Source organism: Luteibacter sp. PvP120 (assembly GCF_054055715.1).
On the sequence record NZ_JBSRXP010000007.1, the window covers coordinates 54,208 to 74,480 of the forward strand.

The window sequence follows — 20,273 nt, forward strand, 5'->3', positions numbered from 1 at the left end:
GCGCTTCAGCATGATCGGTTTGTCTCATTAAAGGGGCCCGATGTGGCTCCCGGAGCGTGACAAAAAAAGACCACGTGCCTTTCGGGACGTGGTCTTGGTACGGGCGATGCTGAATCGCATAACGATAATGGCGGCCCGCAATTACTCGCCGATGGTCAGCAGCGACGCATTGCCGCCCGCCGCCGTGGTGTTCACCGTGAGCGTACGCTCACCGGCGAAGCGCAGCAGGTAGTGCGGGCCGCCGGCCTTGGGACCAGTGCCGGACAGGCCTTCGCCGCCGAACGGCTGCACGCCGACCACCGCGCCGATCTGGTTGCGGTTGACGTAGCAGTTGCCCACGCGCGCATGGCTGGCGATGTAATCGATGGTGTCGTCGATGCGGCTGTGGATGCCGAGCGTGAGGCCGAAACCCGTCGCGTTGATCTGGTCCACCACCTTGGCGAGGTCGGCGCCGTGCCAGCGGATCACGTGCAGCACGGGCCCGAAGATCTCGCGGGTCAGCACGTCCAGCGACGGGATCTCGTAGGCACGCGGCGCGAAGTAGGTGCCGTGCCCGGTGGATGCCGGCAGGGCCACCTCGCCGATCTTCTTCGCTTCGCGGTCCATGCGTGCGGCGTGGTCGACCAGGATCTGGCGGGCATCCTCGTCGATCACCGGGCCGACGTCGGTCGAGAGCAGGCCCGGGTCGCCCACGGTCAGCTCGGCCATGGCGCCGGCCAGCATCGCGATGACCTTGTCGGCGATGTCTTCCTGCACGAACAGCACGCGCGCCGCCGAGCAACGCTGGCCGGCGGACTGGAAGGCCGAGGCGATCACGTCCTTGACGATCTGCTCGGGCAGGGCGGACGAGTCGGCGATCATCGCGTTCTGGCCGCCGGTTTCCGCGACCAGGGCCGCGATGGGCGCATTGCGCGCGGCGAGGGCGCGGTTGATCGCCCAGGCGGTGTCGGTGGAGCCGGTGAAGGCCACGCCGGCCACGCGGGGGTCGCGGGTGAGCGCGGCACCGACCGTTGCGCCATCGCCCGGCAGGTACTGCAGGATGTCGGTCGGCACGCCGGCGGCGTGCAGCAGCTTGACCGCGGCATGGCCGATCAGCGAGGTCTGCTCGGCCGGCTTGGCGATCACGGCATTGCCGGCGGCGAGCGCGGCGGCCACCTGGCCCAGGAAGATCGCCAGCGGGAAGTTCCATGGGCTGATGCAGACGAACACGCCGCGGCCATTGAGGAACAACTGGTTGCTTTCGCCGGTGGGGCCCGGCAACTGCTCGGGCTGGCCGAACAGGCGGCGGGCCATGGTCGCGTAGTAGCGCAGGAAGTCGGCGGCCTCGCGGATCTCGGCAATCGCATCCGGCAGGCTCTTGCCCGCTTCGCGCACGCACAGCGCGATGAACTCGGCGCGGTTGTGCTCCAGTTGCTCGGCGGCATGCTCGAGAATGGCGGCGCGGCTGGCGGCCGGCAGGCGATCCCAGCCCGGCTGCGCCTTCACGCCCGCGGCCAGCGCCTTGTCGACCAGCGCCGGGTCGGTGTTTTCCACCGTACCGATGATGCGACGACGGTCGGACGGGTCGGTGACCTCGGTCTTCGTGCCGGCGGCGGCGCCACCGGCGACCAGCGGGGCCGCGGCCCAGGGGCCGCTGTGGCGGTTGACGGCGTCGGCGAGCTCGTTCAGCTCGTTGTCGTTGGCGAAGTTCATGCCCATGGAATTTTTCCGGAGTTCGCCGTACAGGTTGACCGGCAGGGGAATGCGGGGGTGGGGAATGGAGCTGAAGGCGCGCACCGTCTCGCACGGGTCGGCGACCAGGTCGCGCACCGGTACGCTCTCGTCCACCACGCGGTTGACGAAGCTGGTGTTGGCGCCGTTCTCGAGCAGGCGGCGAACCAGGTAGGGCAGGAGGTCCTCATGGCTGCCCACCGGCGCATACACGCGGCAGGGCACGTTGAGCTTGTCCTTGCCGATCACCTCCGCGTACAGGTCCGCACCCATGCCGTGCAGGCGCTGGTTCTCGTACGGGCGGCCCTTGGCGATGTGGTGGATGGCGGCGATGGTGTGCGCGTTGTGCGTGGCGAACTGCGGGTACACCGCGTCGCCGCCGGCGGCGAACAGGCGATGCGCGCAGGCCAGGTAGGAGACATCGGTGTTCGGCTTGCGCGTGTACACCGGGTAGCCGGACAGGCCGTTTTCCTGCGAACGCTTGATCTCGGCGTCCCAGTAGGCACCCTTCACCAGCCGCACGAACCAGCGACGGCCGGTGGCACGGGCCTTCTCGGTCACCCAGTCGATCACAAACGGGGCACGCTTCTGGTACGCCTGGATGACGATGCCCAGGCCGTTCCAGCCTTCCAGCGACGGATGCGCGAAGACGTCGCCGATGATGTCCAGCGACAGTTCAAGGCGGTCGGTTTCTTCCGCGTCCACGGACAGGGCGATGCCGTTCTTGAACGCCAGTTGGGACAGTTCGAGCAGTTTGGCGCCCAGTTCGACCCGTGCGCGTGCCCGGTTGGCCACTTCGTAGCGCGGGTGCAGCGCCGACAGCTTGACCGAGATCGACGGGGCCTCGAGGTTGTTCGGGAACGGGCCGCGGCCACCGAGCGCGTTGATCGCGTCACGGTAGTCCTGCTGATAGCGCTCCGCCGTGGCCTGGGTCAGCGCCGACTCGCCGAGCATGTCGTACGAGTAACGGTAGACCGCATGCTCCTTTTCGGCGGAACGGTCCAGGGCTTCCTTGATGGTCCGCCCCATCACGAACTGGTGCCCCATGATCCGCATGGCCTGGCGCACGGCCAGGCGCACCACGGGCTCGCCGGCACGGCCGACCAGGCGGCGCAGCGCGGAGGTGAAGTCGTGGCGCGTTTCCTCCGCCAGATTGACCAGGTGGCCGGTGAGCATCAGGCCCCAGGTGGAGGCGTTGACGAACACGGATTCGCTCTGGCCCAGGTGTTTCTTCCAGTTCGCGTCGCCCAGCTTGTCGCGAATGAGCTTGTCGGCCGTGGCCTTGTCGGGGATGCGCAGCAGCGCCTCGGCCACGCACATCAGCAGCACGCCCTCTTCGGAGGACAGGTCGTACTGGCGCATGAAGGATTCGACGGCGCTCTGGTCCTTGGCGCGGGCGCGTACCCGCGTCACCAGGCCGGCGGCCACGTCGATGACGTGCTCGCGCTCGGTCGGCGGCAGGGTAGCCTGGGCCAGCAGGTCGTTCACGGCCTCGGTTTCGTCGCGCAACCAGGCGGACGTGATACGCGCGCGCGCCGGCTCGGCGCCGGTGGGGAGTTCGGGACGGAGGATCTGTGGGTTCACGGAGGGGATCGGGGCGAGGGGGAACGCCTATTGTAAGGGAGGCCGATGCGCCATGTGTGTTGCGCTGCGGGGCCCGCCGGCGTGGCACCCCTGCGACATCGCGCCGCTTCCCAACCTTGCCGCTTACTGGCTACCGCCCTATCATCCCAACGTTCAAGGCACGCGACGACTTCCATGATCGTGCTTCGACCGAATGCCGTGGGCGGGCCGCGCGTGTTGTGGCTCCGGCCCAACCGGGCGCTGGACCGGCGCGGTCTTCGGCGGGTCGTGGTGGGCCTGGCGGCCCTGGCGCTGGCAACGGCGTCGCTCGGCGCGTGGCAGGGGAATGTGTTCGCTCCCGTGTTCGCCCTGGCGGAGTCGTTCGTCGTCGGGTTCGCGCTTGGCGCGGCCTGGCGGGCCGGCGGCAAGGGTGAGCGCATCGTGGTAGGGCCCGACACGCTCGAAGTCCGTGCCGTGCCGGGGCATCGGATCGTCCGTTTCCAGACGCACTGGGTACGGGTAGGGTTGGCATCGGCAGGCGGGCGGCAGCGCCTGTTGCTCACGTCACACGGTAACGAGCTCGAAATCGGCGCCTTCCTGGGGGAAGAGGAAAGGGTCGAGGTGTCCAGGAAACTCATGGTGCTGCTGTCCGAAGTCTCAGGCCAGACGCGCAGGTAGGTTCACTAAAGGTGCAAGAAATGACATCTGGCGGCATCGGACGATGGAAGGCGGCGTGCGTGGCGAGTGCCCTCGCCCTGTTCGGCGGGGCGGCATGGGCCAACCCGGAACCGAACCAGCTCAACATGACCAAGGGGGTCAGCGAGTGGTCGCCCTATGCCATGCACATGGTGGCCCTGTGGGTCTGCGTGGTCATCGGCATCATCGTCTTCGGCGCGATGTTCGTGGCGATGTTCCGCTTCCGCAAGTCGCGCGGTGCCGTGGCCGAGAAGTGGTCGCACAGCACGCGGCTGGAGATCGTCTGGACGGTCATCCCCGTCATCATCCTGGTCTTCCTGGCTAACCTCGCCACGGGGGGCCTGACCTCGTTCGCCGACACCACCGGCGCCGAGATGACCATCAAGGTCACCGGTTACCAGTGGAAGTGGCGCTACGACTACGTCGACTACAAGGGCAAGGGAGTCGACAAGGTCGGCTTCATGTCCAAGCTGGAAGAAACCTCGGACCGTACCCGCCAGCTTCGTTCCAACCTCGACCCGGGCAAGATCCAGGTCGACGGCTACCAGACCTACCTGCTCGACGTGGACAAGCCGCTGGTGGTCCCCGTGCACACCAAGATCCGCTTCATCATCGTCGGCGGCGACGTCATCCACTCCTGGTGGGTGCCGGCGCTGGGCTGGAAGATGGACGCCATTCCGGGCATCGCCAACGCCGCCTGGACCAACATCAAGGAGCCGGGTGTGTACCGCGGCCAGTGCGCCGAACTGTGCGGCCAGGACCACGGCTTCATGCCGATCGTGGTCAAGGCCGTGCCCAAGGCGGAATTCGAACAGTGGCTGGCGACACAGGAAGACGAGGCACGGGTCCGCAAGGCCGCCGCGACCGCCCAGAACGCCCCCGCCCCGGTCCCCCAGGGTTAACCCGCTCAAGCATTCGGTAGAGGTTCAAGGTTATGGCCCACGCAGCCACCCACGACCACCACGATCACCACGGGGCCCCGAAGGGGTTCTTCCAGCGATGGGTGATGTCCACCAACCACAAGGACATCGGTACGCTGTACCTGATCTTCTCGCTGACGATGTTCTTCATCGGCGGCGCCTTCGCGATGGTCATCCGCGCGGAGCTGTTCAAGCCGGGCATGCAGCTGGTGCAGCCGTATTTCTTCAATGAAATGACGACCATGCACGCGCTGGTGATGATCTTCGGCGCGATCATGCCGTCGTTCGTCGGCCTGGCCAACTGGATGATCCCGCTGATGGTGGGCGCGCCGGACATGGCCCTGCCGCGCATGAACAACCTCTCGTTCTGGATCATGCCGTTCGCGTTCATCCTGCTGCTGTCCACCCTGTTCATGCCGGGCGGCGGCCCTGCCGGCGGCTGGACCATGTACCCGCCGCTGTCGCTGCAGGGCGAGTCCATCGCGTACACCATCTTCGCCGTCCACCTGATGGGCATCAGCTCGATCATGGGTGCGATCAACATCATCGCCACCATCCTCAACATGCGCGCGCCCGGCATGGACCTGCTGAAGATGCCGGTGTTCGTGTGGAGCTGGCTGATCACGGCGTTCCTGCTGATCGCGGTGATGCCGGTGCTGGCCGGTGCGGTCACCATGCTGCTGACCGACAAGTACTTCCATACCAACTTCTTCAATGCCGCCGGCGGCGGCGACCCGGTGCTGTTCCAGCACATCTTCTGGTTCTTCGGGCATCCCGAGGTCTACATCATGATCCTGCCGGCGTTCGGGATCATCTCCGAGATCATCCCCACCTTCGCCCGGAAGCCGATCTTCGGCTATCGCGCCATGGTGTTCGCCATCGCCTCCATCGCCTTCCTCTCGTTCATCGTCTGGGCGCACCACATGTTCGCCGTGGGCCTGCCGATGGGCGCGGAGATCTTCTTCATGTACGCCACGATGCTCATCGCGGTGCCCACGGGGGTCAAGGTCTTCAACTGGGTGTCGACGATGTGGGGCGGCTCGATGACCTTCGAGACGCCGATGCTGTTCGCCATCGCGTTCGTCATCCTGTTCACCATCGGCGGTTTCTCCGGCCTGATGCTGGCCCTGGCGCCGGCGGACTTCCAGTACCACGACACCTATTTCGTCGTGGCCCACTTCCACTACGTGCTGGTGACCGGCGCCGCGTTCTCGATCATGGCCGCCGCGTACTACTGGATACCCAAGTGGTCGGGCAACATGTACAGCGAGACCTGGGGCAAGATCCACTTCTGGTCCAGCGTCATCTCGGTCAACGTGCTGTTCTTCCCGCAGCATTTCCTCGGCCTGGCCGGCATGCCGCGCCGCATTCCCGATTACAACGTGGCCTTCGCCAACTTCAACATGATCAGCTCGATCGGCGGCTTCTGGTTCGGCGCCTCGCAGCTGATCTTCCTGGGCGTCGTGGTGCACTGCGTGTTCTTCTCGAAGAAGCGCGCGGCCGACCGCTCGTGGGAAGGGGCCCGGGGCCTGGAGTGGACCGTGCCGTCGCCGGCGCCGTTCCATACCTTCGACGTGCCGCCGGTGATCCACGACGAAGAACTGGCCCACGGCAACACGGAACACTGATCGATGCAGGGCGTCACGGACATCGCCATGGAGGCGCGCCGCCGGCGCGCACGCCGCACGGCCCTGATCGCGGGCGGTTTCGCGATCGCGGTCTTCCTCCTTTCGATCGTACAGATGCTCCGGGTCTGATCGGCTAACACGCGACATCCACGGGAAACCACCATGGGTCACCAGCAACAAGACGTCTACTTCGTACCGAGCAAGAGCTACTGGCCGATCGTGGCCGCGGTGTCCATGTTCGTGACGGTGTTCGGTGCCGCGCACTGGCTGAACGCGCAACCCGGTGAGGGCAGCACGTTCGGCAAGCCGCTATTCTGGATCGGCATCGTGATGATCCTGGGCATGTTCTTCGGCTGGTTCCGCTCGGTGATCCGCGAGTCGCTGGCGGGCAACTACAACAGCCAGGTGGATCGTTCGTTCCGCATGGGCATGATGTGGTTCATCTTCTCCGAAGTGATGTTCTTCGGCGCGTTCTTCGGCGCCCTGTTCTACGCGCGCATCTTCTCGGTGCCCTGGCTGGGCGGCGAAGGCCACGGCGTGCTCACCCACCAGTTCGTCTGGCAGGGTTACGAGGCATCGTGGGGCGCCAACGGTGGTGGCGGCCCGCAGAAGATCGGCGGCTCGTTCCAGACCATCGCTGCGTGGGGCCTGCCGCTGCTCAACACGCTGATCCTGCTGTCCTCGGGCGTCACCATCACCATCGCGCACCATGCGCTGAAGGCCGGCCATCGCAAGCCCCTGCTGATCGGACTTGGCGCCACCGTGCTGCTGGGCTGCCTGTTCCTGTGGTTCCAGGCGCACGAGTACGCGGAAGCGTACGAGCACTTCAACCTCACGCTGGGCAGCGGTGTCTACGGCGCCACGTTCTTCATGCTCACCGGCTTCCACGGTATGCACGTGACGCTGGGCACGATCATGCTGGCGATCATCTGGCTGCGCTGCGCCAAGGGTCACTTCAGCAAGGACGACCACTTCGGCTTCGAGGCCGTGGCCTGGTACTGGCATTTCGTCGACGTGGTCTGGCTGGCGCTCTTTCTGTTCGTCTACGTGCTCTAAGAAAGCGCTGACACGTCTGTCGGCGCTGCCCTGACGGCCTCTGCGTAAGCCTCGCTCTAAACTCTCCGTGCGCCTTCATGACGAAGGTCGCCCTCAGCACCCACGGAGAGTACCCATGACACGGAAAGTCACCACGCGTTTGTCGCGCCTGTCGATGATCCTGCTTTCGCTTGGCTTCGCCTCGGGCGTCGCCGCGGCCGAAACGCCCCTGCTGTCCTCGGCCAGCGACGCGCGTTTTCGCGCCGTCGGCCTGATCGATGCGCCTGATGGTGGCACTTGCACCGGCGCCATCGTCGCCGGTTCCGCATCTCCCTACGGCAGCCGTCCGGCGCTGCTGCTCACGGCGGGTCACTGCGTGCTCGGGCGGGAGCTCGTCCCCAACCAGGTGCTGGTTGACGAAGCTGCCCCGTCCGGTTACCGCTTCACCCCTGCGTATTTCCAGGACGCGCAGGCCGTGCACCGGCCCGTCGGCGTCGAGCGCATCCTGTATGCCACGACGAAGGGCATGGATATCGCGGTACTTCGCCTGTCGGTGTCCTACGGCGAACTGGCCGCCATCGGCATCACCCCGCTGGTTCCGTCCGCGCCCGGCATCATCGGCACGCTCCCGGTGGATCTGCCGCAGATTCCCGCCAACGACGTACCGCTCGACGAACGGTTCCTGCGCCTGTCCACCTGCGAGGCCAGCGAGCCGGTACGGCTGTTCGAGGGTGAGCGCTTCTTCCTTCGTGAATCGGCTACCGACTGCGCGGGCGTCGCGGGCGGCTCGTCCGGTTCGCCGGTGCTGCGCCGTGGTACCTCGCAGATCGTGGGTGTACTCGGCACGATGGTCGACCCGCGCTTCGACGGTTGCGGTTTCGATCGTCCATGCGAATTGACCGGCAGGCAGCCCTTCTCGCGGGCGGGAGCCAGCTATCTGAGCCTTGTGGCCCCCCTGCGCAATGCCTTGCTTGCCAGCGGCGACTGGAACCCGCAGTGGCTGGACTCTGGCAACGGCGTGGCCCTGCAACGCACCATCGGCCAGTACACGCGCAGCCAGGTCGTGGAAGAGGGCGAGGTCACGCCCGCCCGCTGGGGTATCGTCGTCAGCGACGACACGCGCTGGATTCGCTATAAACACGGCGATGCGGCCACCACGGACTGCGCCAGCCTCGACGGGTACAGTGCCCCGGCACTAGCGCGCGAGCAGCCGATGGACCGGCTTCCGGTCGGACCGGCGGAAGGCGTCTACGCCATGTGTGTCCTGGGCCAGCTCGATATCGACAACGACTGGCAGTCGCCCGAGCGCGCCAGTGTGATGTTGCGCGTGATCGACGACACCGCGCCGACCGCCACGCCACGGCCCGCCGTTCACAACGAGAGCGACGCCGCCTGGATCGTCAAGATCCACAGCCCGTACGTGTCGCCGCCCATCGTCAAGGTCGGCCGCCTCCATGCCACGGACTGTAACGACGAAGGCAACTATCGCGAGCTGACGTCGCTGTTCCTCAGCCTGCCCAAGTCCAAGGGTCCGCTCCGTGTCTGTGCGAAGGGCTCCGACGAAGCGGGCAACGTGTCTCCGGTGGGTACCCTGGACCTGCTGCCACCCGCGGCCGACTGATCCGGCGGTCTAACGCAGGAAGAGACGGTAGGCCGGATTGTCCGTCTCTTCCCGGTACGGGTAGCCGAGGCGATCGAGGAAGCACGTCAGTTCCCGATCGTCCCCGGCGCCCGCTTGAATGCCGACCAGGGTCGAACTGTAGTCGGCGCCCTGGTTCCGGTAGTGGAACAGGCTGATGTTCCAGCTGGGCGACATGGAGCGCAAAAAACGCATCAAGGCGCCGGGGCGTTCGGGGAAGGCGAAGCGAAACAGACGCTCGTCGTGCGCTGCAGCGGATCGGCCGCCCACCATGTGGCGGATATGCTGCGTGGAAAGTTCATCGTTACCCAGGCCGACCACGGCGAATCCCGCCGCTTCGAACACCGCGGCCAGCGCCGCTTCTTCGGCGGGCTCATCGATCTCCACGCCCACGAAGATCCGTGCACGGTCGTGGCTGTCCATCCGGTAGTTGAATTCGGTGACGTTACGGTTGCCGACCAGTTCGCAGAAATGCAGGAAGCTGCCGCGTTCCTCGGGGATGCTCACCGCGAACAGCGCCTCGCGCGATTCACCCACCGCCGCACGCTCGGCGATGAATCGTATCCGGTCGATATTGAGGTTGGCGCCGGAGACGATGGCCACCAGCGTCAGTCGTGCGGCGTCGGCATCAGCGGTGCACCGCGCCGCGTAACGACGCGCTCCTGCCACCGCGAGGGCGCCCGCTGGTTCCACGAAACGCCGTGTGTCCTGGTAGATGTCCTTGATGGCGCGGCACACCTCGTCCGTGTCGACCAGGATCACCTCGTCCAGGTAGGCCTTGCACAGGCGAAAGGTTTCCTCACCCACCAGTTTCACGGCCGTGCCGTCCGAGAACAGCCCGACGTCGGATAGCTCGAGCCGGTGGCCGGCGTCGATCGAGCGCGCCATGGCACAGGAATCCTGCGTCTGTACCCCGACGACGCGGATGTCGGGTCGCAGCGCCTTTACATAGGCGGCGATGCCGGCGGCGAGACTGCCGCCCCCGATCGGCACGAAGATCGCGTCGATGGGTCCCTGGTGCTCACTCAGGATTTCCATCGCCACCGTGCCCTGCCCGGCGATGACATCGGCATCGTCGAACGCGGGTATGAAGGTCATGCCGCGTTCGCTTTGAAGCCGCACCGCATGGGCGTAGGCGTCGCTATAAGAGTCGCCGGCCTTGATGACCTGCACGGTGGGGCCGCCAAAGCGGCGCGTGGCGGCCACCTTCACCTGCGGCGCCGTCTCAGGGACGACGATGACAGCAGGAATGCCCAGCTTCGCCGCCGACCAGGCCACACCCTGGGCATGATTGCCCGCCGACGCGGTAATGATGCCGCGGGCCCGCAACGCGGGGTCCAGACGGCTGATCCGGTTGTAGGCCCCGCGTAGCTTGAACGACGACACCGGCTGCGTGTCCTCGCGCTTGAGCAGGATGTCGTGGCCCAGTTGCTCGGACAGCACCGCGGCGTGTTGCAACTCCGTGCGCCGAGCCACGTCGTAGACGCGCGCGGTGAGGACCAGGCGGAGGTAATCCGAGGCGTCGCGAAGCGGTTCGTCCTGGCTGGCCTGGCGTGGTGCGGGTAGGGACATGCGGTACGTCTCCGGACGATGCGTTTTTTCCGGAGGCGGTCATGAAAAACCCGCCTCGGTAGGGCGGGTTGTCGGTCACCTTGCGCGCGTGATTCAACCCACCATCAGGGGATGGCGATGCTAATCAGCGTAATGAGTGCCACGGCGCGGTTCATGGTTCGATCCTCGCGCGCAGTTGCCGACCTGTCAACCAACACCCTCGGGAGCCTTGGCTATTCGTCATTGACGTATGTACGTCATTGACGCACGATTCGATCATCGCGTCAGGGAGCTTTGCCATGAACACCTTCTTCGAAGACCTGCTGGAAAGCGTCCAGGAAATGGACGGCATCCTCCGTGGCGAGCGGAAGGCGTCGCGCATGTTCCACGTCGATCCAGCCGCCATCCGGCAGCTGCGCGAAACCACGGGTCTGTCCCAGGCGAAGTTCGCGCTGCTGCTGGATGTCGACGTGGGTACGCTGCGTAACTGGGAGCAGGGGCGGCGTGCGCCTACCGGCCCGGCCCGGGCGCTGTTGCGCGCCATCGGCAAGGACCCCCACAACGTCCTGGCCGCCCTGGCCTGATCGTCCTTGCGGCACCGATTGCCGCACCGCGCCTTGGCCCCCCGGCCACGCGCGCTAGAATTGACCGACCCCGTGGGGGTGTAGCCACCCCATGAAGATGCCCAGCGCCACCATGGCGATGAGCAGCAACGAGAGTCCGATCCGGCGGGTGAGCGCCCATACGGTGCGCTTGCTCTGGCCCTTGTCGGTCATCATGAAGAACAGGGCCTGCCCGAGGTTGAACAACACCACGAGCAGCAGGATCACCAGCGCATATTTGTAGATGGTTTCCACGTGACGGCTCCGCGCCCTATCGACAATTCGAGTATAGCCGTGGCCGCGGGGCGTCTTGCATGACTTTCCTGCGGCGCCCGACGTGGTTCGCTGTCGCACTCACGCTGGTGGGTGTGCTCGCTTTCGTGCGCCTGGGCATGTGGCAGCTGCACCGCGCGGATGAGAAGGACGAACTGCTGCGGCGCTACGCCGCATCCGCCTCGGCGGGCGTGGAAGCCTTCGGTCCCGCCGCCGCACAGCCGCCGGTGGATCGTTATCCCCGGTATGCGGTGAGCGGCAGCTTCCTGCCCGGTCACTATTACCTGCTGGACGACCAGACCCATGCGGGCCGGGTCGGCGTGCATGTGTACGCGCCCTTCGCTCCCCAGGGCAGCGTGCCTTGGCTGCTGGTCGATCTCGGTTTCCTGCCGAAGGAGGGGGGTGGCAACCCGCGGCTGCCGCCGCTTCCCGCCGGCCCCACCACGCTGCGCGGGCTCTATGTGCCGTCGCCCGGTGTCGGGGTAAGGCTCGGGGGCGACCGCCTGCCGGAGCAGCACGGCGCCGAAAAGACCATGGTCTATGTCGACCTCGCCGAGATCGGCCACGACCTGGGGCGCGCGCTGTATCCTCGTGTCCTCCTCCTGGACGCCGATCCGGCCAGCATCTACGCACGCGACTGGACCCCGGGCTTCATGCCGCCCGCCCGCCACCGCGCCTATGCCTTCCAGTGGTTCACCTTCGCCCTCGCGGCGGTGGTGATCTTCGTCCTCCTGCATCGCAAGCGACGCCCGAACCGGCCCCCGTCTTCATGACCGATCCGAACGTATCCCCCCGCACGCCCGGCACCGGCCGGTTCAAGCTCGTGCTGATCATGCTGGTGTTCCTGGCGCCGATCGCCGCCGCCGGCCTGCTGACGCTTAGCGGCTGGCAGCCGGAAGGCAAGGGCAACGGACGCCCGATCGTTCCGCAGCGCAGCGTCGCCGATGTCCATGTCGATGTCGCCGGGCGACCGTGGGCCTGGCGCGACAGCGAGCCGCGCCTCACGCTGGTCGCGTTGCCCGGCCCGGGGTGCGCGGCGCAATGCCTGCAGACGCTGGCCCTGATGCGCAACGCCCGCATCGTGCTGAACCGCAACGCCGATCGCCTGCGCCTGCTCTACCTCGGTACGCCACCCACGGCGCCCGGCGCGGAGGGCGTCATGCCTGACTGGGCGATCGGCACCGATGCCGCGAAGGCCTTCGACAGTTTCCGTCCCACCGAGCCGGACACGGTCGCCGCCGTGCTGGTCGAATCCAATGCCACCGCCCTGTCCTGGTATCCCGCGGGCTTCGACCCGAGCGGCCTGCGCAAGGACATGCAGAAGGTGATCCGCTGATGTCTTCCCGTGCCCTGAAAGCCCTGCGCATGCTGGCCCTGCTGGCGGCCTTGTTCGCGTTCTGCATCGTGATGTTCGGTGCCTTCGTGCGCCTGTCCAACGCGGGCCTGTCCTGCCCGGATTGGCCGACGTGCTACGGCAAGGCCACCTGGCCCGGCCACGCCCAGGACATCGCCCGCGCCAACGAGGCCTTCCCGGACCGGCCCTACGAGACGCACAAGGCATGGCGTGAGCAGGTGCATCGTTTCCTCGCCGGCAGCCTCGGCTTCATGGTGCTGGCCATCGCGGTGATGTCGGCATGGCGCCGGCGCATGGCGGTGGTCGCCGTGCTGGCCTCAGCGGTGTTCGCCGCCGCCGGCGTGGCCATGTACATGCGCGGGGCCTACATGGTGTCCTCGTTGCTGTCCGCGCTGGCCATCGCGTTGCCGCTGGTCGCCGCGGCCACGCTGAGGCGTCCCGGTGCATGGCGCATCGGTGTAGCGGCGCTGGCGGTCATCATCTTCCAGGCCATGCTGGGCATGTGGACGGTCACCCTGCTGCTCAAGCCGATCGTGGTGATGGGCCACCTGCTCGGCGGCCTTGCCACGTTCGCGCTGCTGGCCTGGGCTGCCTTGCGCTGGTGGCGTGTCGGCACACCGGACGATCGCTTCGCCGCGCTGCGCACGCCGGTCGCCGTCGGTATCGCGGTGCTGGTCTGCCAGATCGCGCTGGGTGGCTGGACCAGTTCCAACTACGCGGCGCTGGCCTGCGGCACGGACTTCCCGCAGTGCCTCGGGCAGTGGTGGCCGCAGACCGACTTCCCGCAGGCGTTCGTCCTGTGGCGCGGCATCGGCGTGAACTACGAGGGTGGCGTGCTCGACATGGCCGCGCGCAGTGCAATCCAGATGGCGCACCGCATCGGTGCGCTGGTCACCTTCCTCTACCTGGGCTGGCTGTCGCACCGGTTGGCGCGTGGAGGCCTGCGCAAGGTCGGCATCGCCGTGGCGGTGGTGCTGGTGGCCCAGGTGCTGCTGGGCATCGGCAACGTGCACCTGGGCCTGCCGTTGCCGGTGGCCACGGCGCACAATGGCGTGGCCGCACTGCTGCTGTTCACGCTGCTGGCCGCGCTGGCCAGCACGCAGCGACTGCCTGTCACCCCGGAGTTCCCGTGAGCAAAGCCGCGCAATATTTCGAGCTGACCAAGCCGCGCGTCGTCGCGATGCTGGTCTTCTGCGCCGTCATCGGCATGTTCCTGGCCGTGGATGCCGACGGCCGCCGCGTGCTGCCGACGTGGCATGCGGCGTTGTTCGGCACGCTGGGCATCTGGCTGGCGTCCGCATCGGCGGCCGCGTTCAACCACCTGATCGACCAGCGCATCGACAAGCTGATGGCGCGCACCTCGCACCGCCCGCTCGCGACCGGCCAGCTCACCCCGATGCAGGTGTTCGTCTTCGCCATGACACTGGGCATCGTATCGATGCTGGTGCTGGTGTTCCTGGTGAACATGCTGACGGCAGTGCTGACGTTCTTCTCGCTGATCGGCTATGCGGTGGTGTACACCGCCTACCTCAAGCGCGCGACGCCGCAGAACATCGTGATCGGCGGGCTGGCCGGCGCCGCGCCGCCGATGCTGGGCTGGACGGCGGTCACGGGCTCGTTGCATCCCTTCGCGCTGCAATTGCTGCTGATCATCTTCGTGTGGACGCCGCCGCACTTCTGGGCGCTGGCGATCTTCCGCGTCGACGATTACTCACGCGCGCAGGTGCCGATGCTGCCGGTGACCCACGGCGTGGTGTTCACACGCTGGCACATCCTGTTCTACACGATCCTGCTGTTCGTCGTGACCATGCTGCCGTTCTTCACCGGCATGAGCGGCCTGATCTACCTGTTCGGCGCGGTGATCCTGGGCCTGGGCTTCCTCTGGTACGCCGCGCGCATGTTCAACCCGCCCGACGAACTGTTCGCCATGAAGATGTTCAACTATTCCATCGTGTACCTGATGGTGTTGTTCGCGTTTCTGCTGGCCGACCACTGGCTGGTCGATCCGATCGTGCAGCCCGGTTTCCGCCTCGAGCCCGTCGTCTGACGGGCCGGCCGGTTCACCCGACCTTACGCGTCGGCTTGCCCGACCAGTATCCCGCCAGCATCGAGCCCGACAGGTTGTGCCATACCGAGAACAACGCACCGGGCAGCGCGGCCAGGGGCGAAAAATAGAGCTTGCCGAGCGTCGCGGCCAGTCCGGAGTTCTGCATGCCCACTTCGATGGCCAGGGTGCGGCACGTCGATTCGTCGAAGCCGAACAACCGGCCGCCCCAGTAACCGCCCAACAGCCCCATGGCGTTGTGCAGGATCACGGCGACGACGGTGATCGCGCCCACCGTGGCGATGGACGGCTGGCTGGCGGCGACCACGGCCCCGATCAGGATCAGTACGCAAGTCATCGAGAACAGGGGCAGGCCCGGTTCGATCCGCCGCACGACGCCGCGTAGCGTGTGGTGGACAAGCAGCCCCAGTCCGATCGGTAGCGCCACGATCTGCACGATGCTCACCAGCATCGCCCATGTGTCCGGTGCTACCCGCGTATCCACATACAGCCGCGTGAGCAGCGGCGTGGCGACCACGCCCACCAGTGCCGATACCGACGACAGCGTGACCGACAGTGCGACGTCGCCCTTGGCAAGGTAGATGATGACGTTGGAGGCGGTGCCACTGGCAACACTGCCCACGAGGATCATGCCCGCGGCGAGGTCCGGCGGCATGGCGAACGCGCGGGTCAGTGCCCAGGCGGCCAGCGGCATCACCAGGTAATGCAGGAAGGTGCCGGCGAGCACCGGCAGCGGGCGTAGCAGCACGCGCCTGAAATCGTCGAGGCTCAAGGTCACGCCCATGCCGAACATCACCAGCATGAGCAGCGGGACGATCCATGCGCCCGCCGGCAGGAACACCCCGGGGTGCAGGTAGGCGACCAGTGAGACGACGATCGCCCAGAGCGGGAAGAGACGGGTGACCCACGCGAGCAGGGAGCGATGGCCGCCGGTCATGGCATCCCGTGCATCCAGGTCGCCACGGCGTCGGGGTGTTCCAGGTGCAGGTGATGGCCGCCGTCCATGTGGGTCACCTCGATCTGGTCGACGCAGTCGATGCGCACCTGCAGGGCCTCGGGTTCGAGGTAGGGCGGATGCGGACGCGCGAGCAGCAACGAGGTCGGCGCGGCAAGACCCAGCAGCAGCGACATGACCTGCGTCTCGGCGAGGCGGATGGCGGTGGGCCGTGACAGGCGCGGATCGCTGCGCCAGCTGTAGCCGCCATCGACCTCGCGCAAACCGCGCTCGACGATCGGGCGGGCCAGTCCGGCATCGAGGCCGCTCGCGAGCGCGCGGGCGCGGGTCGCATCGTCGATGGCGGGAAAGACGCGCAGCGGCCGGTTGCCTTCGGGTCTCGGCGCCATCGCTTCACGGAACCGGTCCAGGGTGCGCGAGCCGTCGTCGCCCAGGGGCCCCAGGCCTTCGATCAACGCCAGTGCCCGCACGCGCTCCGGGGCCGCGATGGCGACCATGGTGGCCACGCCCGCGCCCAGCGAATGGCCGAGCAGGTGGAAGCGGGGCAGGGCCAGTGCATCGACCGCCAGCAGCACCGCGCGTGCGTAGTCGTGATGGGTATAGGTGGCGCTCTCGGGCAGGTGATCCGAATGCCCGTGGCCGGGAAGGTCCAGGGCGATCACGTGGAAACGATCCGCGAGTAACGGCCCAAGCCGCGCGAAGCTGGCCGCGTTGTCGAGCCAGCCATGGAGGGCGACCAGCGGTGCCGCATCCGGCTCGCCCCAGCTCATGCCGCCCAGTTCCATTCCGGGAAGGGCGATACGCAGCTCACGCATCGGCGTGGGCCTTGCGGGCGCGTTCGCGCGAGGCGGCCAGGCGCGCGGCCACGGCCACCGCGTCGTAGTCCTCGGCGAACTCCGGCCAGCCCTGCGTGTGCCGCAGCACCAGGTCCGCGATGGCACCCACATGGTCGGGGCGCGCGTTGAGGCAGGGGATGTAGTGGAGTGTCTCGCCACCCGCCTCGCGGAAGAAATCGGCATTCTGCATGGCGATTTCCTCCAGCGTTTCCAGGCAGTCCACGGCGAAGCCCGGGCTGATCGCGTCGATCCGCTTCACGCCCTGGGCGCCCAGCGACTTCACCATCTCGTCGGTGTACGGATGCAGCCAGCGCTCGCGTCCCACGCGCGACTGGAAGCTCATCGGCGCCTGCTCGGGCGTGAGCCCGAGGGCTTCGCGCAGCAGGCGCGCGGTGGCATGGGCCTGGCAGAAGTAGGGATCGCCGTTGCGCACGTAACGCTCGGGGATGCCGTGGAAGCTCATCAGCAGGCGCTCGCCCTGACCGTGGCGTTGCCAATGCTCGCGCACGCTGGCGGCCAGGGCGGCGATGTAGGCGGGCTCGTCGTGGTAATCGTTGACCTGCCGCAGTTCCGGCGGCCAGCGCAGGCCCTTGATCGTATCGGCCACGGCGTCGAAGACGCTGCCCGTGGAGGTCGCGGAATACTGCGGATACAGCGGCAGCACGAGCAACCGGCGGACGCCCTCGCGCTGCAACTGCGCGATGGTGGCGGCCACGCTGGGCCGACCGTAGCGCATGGCCAGCGCCACGCGGATGGGCCCGCTGCGACGGCGGCCGAGCTCGGCCTGCAGGGCGGCGGCCAGTGCCTCGCTGCCCGTGCGCAGGGGCGAGCCCTCGGGAGTCCACACACGCGAATAGGCGTGGGCGGAACGCTTGGGGCGCACCCGCAGGATCACGCCGTGCAGGATCGCCTTCCACAGCAGTCGCGGGTACTCGATGACCCGCGGATCGCCGAGGAATTCGGCCAGATAGGGGCGTACGGCCGCCGCGGTGGGGGCTTCAGGTGTACCGAGATTAACCAGCAGCACACCGGCCTGGGGCACGGTGTCGTGGGAATAGCCGGCAAGGCCGGTATAGTTTGGTGAACCAGGCATCGGTGTCCGGCATTCGCGAGGATCGTCGCAGTCTGCCATATGCCGGGGTGTCGAGGCCTGTAGTCCCTGTCGCACCCGCTGCCATTCCGCGTCACGAAAGGAGCCACCCGATGTCATCTCGTCCGTTTCGCCTGCTCGCCCTGGGCCTGCTCGCCCTGCTGCCGTCGCTGGCCGTCCAGGCCGCCGATCCGCCGCGCAAACAGGCGCGCGAGGCCGTGCGGGTGCTGTCCGAAATGATGGACGACGCCCCGGACAAATCGCTGCCGGCCGACCTGCTCAGGAATGCGCGCGCCATCGCCATCATCCCGGGCATGGTCAAGGGCGGCTTCGTGTTCTCCGGTTCCAAGGGCGAAGGCCTGATCTCGATCAAGACGCACGACGGTACCTGGTCCAACCCCAACTTCATCTCGGTGGGTGGTGCCGGCGTCGGCTTCCAGGCCGGTATCCAGTCCACCGATGTCATCCTCGTCTTCCGCACCGATCGCGGCATCGACGGCATCATCAACGGCAAGTTCACGATGGGTGCCAACGCCTCCGCGGCGGCGGGCCCGGTCGGTCGCTCTGCGACGGCGGCCACCGATGGCCAGATGAAGGCCGAGATCTACACCTATTCGCGCGCCAAGGGCCTGTTCGCCGGTGTCGCGCTGGATGGCAGCCGCATCGCCATCGACGAGGACACCAACGAGCAGATCTACGGCCCCGGCATCACGCCGCGTCGCATTTTCGAAGGCGGCGTGACAAACGTCCCCAGCGAAGTAGTCGATTTCAGGGATAAGCTGGAGGAGTACACTAACCGCTGATCGTCGTCCCAACCCGTTGCGCCGCGTGGCGCGCGGGCCGTCCCACCGGCTCCCAGAGCGGGGCCTGAGAGGTTTTCATGAGCATTACCCACATCGTCCTCCTGCTGCTCGTCGTCGTGCTCATCTTCGGCACGCGTAAGCTGCGCAACATCGGCTCGGACCTGGGCGGTGCCATGCGCGACTTCAAGAAGGGCCTGGACGGCGACGAAGAAGCACGGGCGGCCCGCGAGCGCGAAGACAAACTGCGCGCCGATCCGCCGCCGGTCACCCCGGTGCCGCCGACCCACACCGAAACCGTCGAGCCGCGCGACCGCACTCCGTGATCCCGGCGGCGCCATGATCGAGATCAGCTTCGGTAAATTGCTGCTGCTCGCGGTAGTGGCGCTCATCGTGCTCGGCCCCGAGCGCCTGCCCCATGCCGCGCGCACGGCGGGCGCCCTGCTGCGGCGCATGCGCAACGGCTGGGACAGCGTGAAGTCCGAAGTCGAGCGGGAGATCCAGGCCGAGGAAATCAAGCGCACCCTGCGCGAGACGGCCGAGCACGCCCGGGCCACCCACGACAGCGTGCGCGATGACATCCGTGCCGCTGGTAACAGCGTCCGCGAGGATTTCCGCGCCGCGGCGGGCGAGGCTCGGCAGGCCGGGGAGCAGGCGCGCGACGCCTTTACCGAGCCGCAGGTAGCCCATGCCGAGGGCCGCGTGCCCGATCCGGCACGCGACATGCTCCCCCTGGCCTACGGCGAGTCCACGCCGCCCCGGAACGAACCACATGAGCCCCGTTGACACCGGCCCCTCCAGCGACGACGTCGTCGAAGAAGGCCTGTTCTCCCACCTGATCGAACTGCGCTCCCGCCTGCTGCGCGCTATCGTCGTCCTGCTGGTGGTGTTGCTGGCACTCGTACCCGTGGCCAACCACCTCTACGCCGAACTGGCCAAGCCACTGGTCGAGCGCATGCCGCAGGGCGCGCACCTGATCGCCACGGAGGTGGCCAGCCCGTTCGTCACGCCGTTGAAACTGGCGTTCTTCTGCGCGCTGTTCATCAGCATGCCGATGATCCTCTACCAGCTGTGGGCCTTCGTCAGCCCCGGGCTGTACCGGCACGAAAAGCGCCTGGCCCGGCCGTTGCTGGTGGCGTCGCTGGTGCTGTTCTACTCAGGCTGCGCGTTCGCCTATTTCGTCGTGTTGCCGGCGGCGTTCAAGTTCCTCAATGCGGTCACGCCCGATGGCGTCGCGATGATGACTGACATCACGCATTACCTCGATTTCGTCATGCTGATGTTCTTCGCCTTCGGCCTGTGCTTCGAAGTGCCGGTAGCGGTGGTCATCCTGGCCGCGATCGGCGTCGTGGATGCGGAAAAACTCAGCAAGGGCCGGGGCTACGCCATCGTCGGCGCGTTCGCCATCGCGGCGTTCATTACGCCGCCGGACCTGCTGTCCATGGTGATGCTGGCCGTGCCCATGTGCATCCTCTACGAGCTCGGGCTGCTGGCCGTGAAGTTCCTGCTCAAGCCCGCGCCGGCGGACCCCGTCGCCTGACCCGGCGGCCCGCATC

Annotated in this window: 21 protein-coding genes; 15 read left to right on the plus strand and 6 right to left on the minus strand. The window is 67.1% G+C overall.

From position 1 onward, the window contains the following. Nucleotides 1-141: 141 nt before the first annotated feature. Nucleotides 142-3,294, minus strand: coding sequence for a bifunctional proline dehydrogenase/L-glutamate gamma-semialdehyde dehydrogenase PutA (putA, locus tag ACVKN3_RS14755; RefSeq protein WP_285402841.1), 3,153 nt, complete (start codon nt 3,292-3,294; stop codon nt 142-144). A gap of 174 nt (nt 3,295-3,468) precedes the next feature. Between putA and ACVKN3_RS14760 the strand changes: the two genes are divergently transcribed. The 6 genes from ACVKN3_RS14760 (at nt 3,469) to ACVKN3_RS14785 (ending at nt 9,173) form a co-directional block, all read left to right on the plus strand. Next, nucleotides 3,469-3,951: a DUF2244 domain-containing protein gene (locus ACVKN3_RS14760; RefSeq protein ID WP_354516104.1), complete on the plus strand. Its 483-nt coding sequence runs from the start codon at nt 3,469-3,471 to the stop codon at nt 3,949-3,951. A 20-nt stretch (nt 3,952-3,971) separates the two neighbouring features. Beyond that, nucleotides 3,972-4,871, plus strand: coding sequence for a cytochrome c oxidase subunit II (gene coxB, locus ACVKN3_RS14765; RefSeq protein WP_036139341.1), 900 nt, complete (start codon nt 3,972-3,974; stop codon nt 4,869-4,871). Between the two features lie 32 nt (nt 4,872-4,903). Further along, the gene (gene ctaD, locus ACVKN3_RS14770) at nt 4,904-6,517 is read left to right on the plus strand and encodes a cytochrome c oxidase subunit I (RefSeq protein WP_354516102.1); all 1,614 of its coding nucleotides are present in this window, start codon (nt 4,904-4,906) and stop codon (nt 6,515-6,517) included. A gap of 3 nt (nt 6,518-6,520) precedes the next feature. After that, complete coding sequence (locus ACVKN3_RS14775) at nt 6,521-6,646, plus strand: hypothetical protein (RefSeq protein WP_255349634.1); 126 nt, start codon at nt 6,521-6,523, stop codon at nt 6,644-6,646. Between the two features lie 33 nt (nt 6,647-6,679). After that, a complete protein-coding gene (locus ACVKN3_RS14780) occupies nt 6,680-7,573 on the plus strand; it encodes a cytochrome c oxidase subunit 3 (RefSeq protein ID WP_285402848.1) in 894 nt (297 codons plus the stop codon). Between the two features lie 115 nt (nt 7,574-7,688). Further along, complete coding sequence (locus ACVKN3_RS14785; RefSeq protein WP_354516100.1) at nt 7,689-9,173, plus strand: trypsin-like serine peptidase; 1,485 nt, start codon at nt 7,689-7,691, stop codon at nt 9,171-9,173. Between the two features lie 9 nt (nt 9,174-9,182). Here ACVKN3_RS14785 and ilvA read toward each other — a convergent pair whose 3' ends face one another. Then, nucleotides 9,183-10,763, minus strand: a complete 1,581-nt coding sequence (ilvA, locus tag ACVKN3_RS14790) for a threonine ammonia-lyase, biosynthetic (protein ID WP_354516098.1) — start codon at nt 10,761-10,763, stop codon at nt 9,183-9,185. A gap of 278 nt (nt 10,764-11,041) precedes the next feature. On the opposite strand from ilvA, the gene ACVKN3_RS14795 reads away from it, so the two are divergent. Further along, nucleotides 11,042-11,326, plus strand: a complete 285-nt coding sequence (locus tag ACVKN3_RS14795; protein WP_285402854.1) for a helix-turn-helix domain-containing protein — start codon at nt 11,042-11,044, stop codon at nt 11,324-11,326. 54 nt (nt 11,327-11,380) lie between these two features. On the opposite strand, the gene ACVKN3_RS14800 is transcribed toward ACVKN3_RS14795, so the two are convergent. After that, entirely contained in the window at nt 11,381-11,599 is a 219-nt protein-coding gene (locus ACVKN3_RS14800) for a twin transmembrane helix small protein (protein WP_036139356.1), read from the minus strand. A 59-nt stretch (nt 11,600-11,658) separates the two neighbouring features. Between ACVKN3_RS14800 and ACVKN3_RS14805 the strand changes: the two genes are divergently transcribed. Genes ACVKN3_RS14805 through cyoE form a run of 4 tightly spaced genes read left to right on the plus strand, consistent with a single transcriptional unit; the run spans nt 11,659 to nt 15,018 of the window. After that, nucleotides 11,659-12,390, plus strand: coding sequence for an SURF1 family protein (locus ACVKN3_RS14805; RefSeq protein WP_285402858.1), 732 nt, complete (start codon nt 11,659-11,661; stop codon nt 12,388-12,390). Further along, nucleotides 12,387-12,953 (plus strand): hypothetical protein, encoded by a 567-nt coding sequence (locus ACVKN3_RS14810; RefSeq protein ID WP_285402860.1) that lies wholly within the window; start codon nt 12,387-12,389, stop codon nt 12,951-12,953. Before ACVKN3_RS14805 ends, ACVKN3_RS14810 begins: the two co-directional genes overlap by 4 nt. Then, the gene (locus ACVKN3_RS14815; RefSeq protein WP_285402862.1) at nt 12,953-14,104 is read left to right on the plus strand and encodes a COX15/CtaA family protein; all 1,152 of its coding nucleotides are present in this window, start codon (nt 12,953-12,955) and stop codon (nt 14,102-14,104) included. The genes ACVKN3_RS14810 and ACVKN3_RS14815 overlap by 1 nt, the downstream gene beginning before the upstream one ends. Next, nucleotides 14,101-15,018, plus strand: a complete 918-nt coding sequence (gene cyoE, locus ACVKN3_RS14820) for a heme o synthase (protein ID WP_036139362.1) — start codon at nt 14,101-14,103, stop codon at nt 15,016-15,018. Before ACVKN3_RS14815 ends, cyoE begins: the two co-directional genes overlap by 4 nt. Nucleotides 15,019-15,031: 13 nt before the next feature. Here the strand turns inward: cyoE and panS are convergent, their stop codons facing one another. From panS to hemH, 3 genes are read right to left on the minus strand one after another with little or no spacing between them, the layout of a single operon-like run. Next, complete coding sequence (gene panS, locus ACVKN3_RS14825) at nt 15,032-15,973, minus strand: ketopantoate/pantoate/pantothenate transporter PanS (protein WP_441295034.1); 942 nt, start codon at nt 15,971-15,973, stop codon at nt 15,032-15,034. Next, nucleotides 15,970-16,806, minus strand: coding sequence for an alpha/beta fold hydrolase (locus ACVKN3_RS14830; RefSeq protein WP_354516094.1), 837 nt, complete (start codon nt 16,804-16,806; stop codon nt 15,970-15,972). Before ACVKN3_RS14830 ends, panS begins: the two co-directional genes overlap by 4 nt. After that, nucleotides 16,799-17,920: a ferrochelatase gene (gene hemH / locus ACVKN3_RS14835; protein ID WP_354516092.1), complete on the minus strand. Its 1,122-nt coding sequence runs from the start codon at nt 17,918-17,920 to the stop codon at nt 16,799-16,801. The genes ACVKN3_RS14830 and hemH overlap by 8 nt, the downstream gene beginning before the upstream one ends. A gap of 110 nt (nt 17,921-18,030) precedes the next feature. Here hemH and ACVKN3_RS14840 point away from each other — a divergent pair, with 110 nt between their 5' ends. The 4 genes from ACVKN3_RS14840 to tatC all read left to right on the plus strand — a co-directional run bounded on the left by ACVKN3_RS14840 (nt 18,031) and on the right by tatC (nt 20,257). Then, nucleotides 18,031-18,720, plus strand: coding sequence for a lipid-binding SYLF domain-containing protein (locus tag ACVKN3_RS14840; protein WP_036139369.1), 690 nt, complete (start codon nt 18,031-18,033; stop codon nt 18,718-18,720). A 77-nt stretch (nt 18,721-18,797) separates the two neighbouring features. Beyond that, entirely contained in the window at nt 18,798-19,043 is a 246-nt protein-coding gene (gene tatA, locus ACVKN3_RS14845) for a twin-arginine translocase TatA/TatE family subunit (RefSeq protein WP_285402869.1), read from the plus strand. A gap of 13 nt (nt 19,044-19,056) precedes the next feature. Continuing rightward, nucleotides 19,057-19,503 carry a Sec-independent protein translocase protein TatB gene (gene tatB / locus ACVKN3_RS14850; RefSeq protein WP_285402871.1) on the plus strand — a complete coding sequence of 149 codons (447 nt, stop codon included), beginning with the start codon at nt 19,057-19,059 and terminating at the stop codon, nt 19,501-19,503. After that, nucleotides 19,490-20,257 carry a twin-arginine translocase subunit TatC gene (gene tatC, locus ACVKN3_RS14855; protein ID WP_354516089.1) on the plus strand — a complete coding sequence of 256 codons (768 nt, stop codon included), beginning with the start codon at nt 19,490-19,492 and terminating at the stop codon, nt 20,255-20,257. The genes tatB and tatC overlap by 14 nt, the downstream gene beginning before the upstream one ends. The last annotated feature ends 16 nt before the right edge of the window (nt 20,258-20,273 follow it).

Excerpts from the sequence above, each read along its gene's own strand:
- ACVKN3_RS14760 (WP_354516104.1), top strand. The coding sequence starts at position 3,469 with ATGATCGTGCTTCGACCGAATGCCGTGGGCGGGCCGCGCGTGTTGTGG.
- coxB (WP_036139341.1), top strand. The coding sequence starts at position 3,972 with ATGACATCTGGCGGCATCGGACGATGGAAGGCGGCGTGCGTGGCGAGT.
- ctaD (WP_354516102.1), top strand. The coding sequence starts at position 4,904 with ATGGCCCACGCAGCCACCCACGACCACCACGATCACCACGGGGCCCCG.
- ACVKN3_RS14775 (WP_255349634.1), top strand. The coding sequence starts at position 6,521 with ATGCAGGGCGTCACGGACATCGCCATGGAGGCGCGCCGCCGGCGCGCA.
- ACVKN3_RS14780 (WP_285402848.1), top strand. The coding sequence starts at position 6,680 with ATGGGTCACCAGCAACAAGACGTCTACTTCGTACCGAGCAAGAGCTAC.
- ACVKN3_RS14785 (WP_354516100.1), top strand. The coding sequence starts at position 7,689 with ATGACACGGAAAGTCACCACGCGTTTGTCGCGCCTGTCGATGATCCTG.
- ilvA (WP_354516098.1), bottom strand. The coding sequence starts at position 10,763 with ATGTCCCTACCCGCACCACGCCAGGCCAGCCAGGACGAACCGCTTCGC.
- ACVKN3_RS14795 (WP_285402854.1), top strand. The coding sequence starts at position 11,042 with ATGAACACCTTCTTCGAAGACCTGCTGGAAAGCGTCCAGGAAATGGAC.
- ACVKN3_RS14805 (WP_285402858.1), top strand. The coding sequence starts at position 11,659 with ATGACTTTCCTGCGGCGCCCGACGTGGTTCGCTGTCGCACTCACGCTG.
- ACVKN3_RS14810 (WP_285402860.1), top strand. The coding sequence starts at position 12,387 with ATGACCGATCCGAACGTATCCCCCCGCACGCCCGGCACCGGCCGGTTC.
- ACVKN3_RS14815 (WP_285402862.1), top strand. The coding sequence starts at position 12,953 with ATGTCTTCCCGTGCCCTGAAAGCCCTGCGCATGCTGGCCCTGCTGGCG.
- panS (WP_441295034.1), bottom strand. The coding sequence starts at position 15,973 with ATGACCGGCGGCCATCGCTCCCTGCTCGCGTGGGTCACCCGTCTCTTC.
- ACVKN3_RS14830 (WP_354516094.1), bottom strand. The coding sequence starts at position 16,806 with ATGCGTGAGCTGCGTATCGCCCTTCCCGGAATGGAACTGGGCGGCATG.
- hemH (WP_354516092.1), bottom strand. The coding sequence starts at position 17,920 with ATGCCTGGTTCACCAAACTATACCGGCCTTGCCGGCTATTCCCACGAC.
- ACVKN3_RS14840 (WP_036139369.1), top strand. The coding sequence starts at position 18,031 with ATGTCATCTCGTCCGTTTCGCCTGCTCGCCCTGGGCCTGCTCGCCCTG.
- tatA (WP_285402869.1), top strand. The coding sequence starts at position 18,798 with ATGAGCATTACCCACATCGTCCTCCTGCTGCTCGTCGTCGTGCTCATC.
- tatB (WP_285402871.1), top strand. The coding sequence starts at position 19,057 with ATGATCGAGATCAGCTTCGGTAAATTGCTGCTGCTCGCGGTAGTGGCG.
- tatC (WP_354516089.1), top strand. The coding sequence starts at position 19,490 with ATGAGCCCCGTTGACACCGGCCCCTCCAGCGACGACGTCGTCGAAGAA.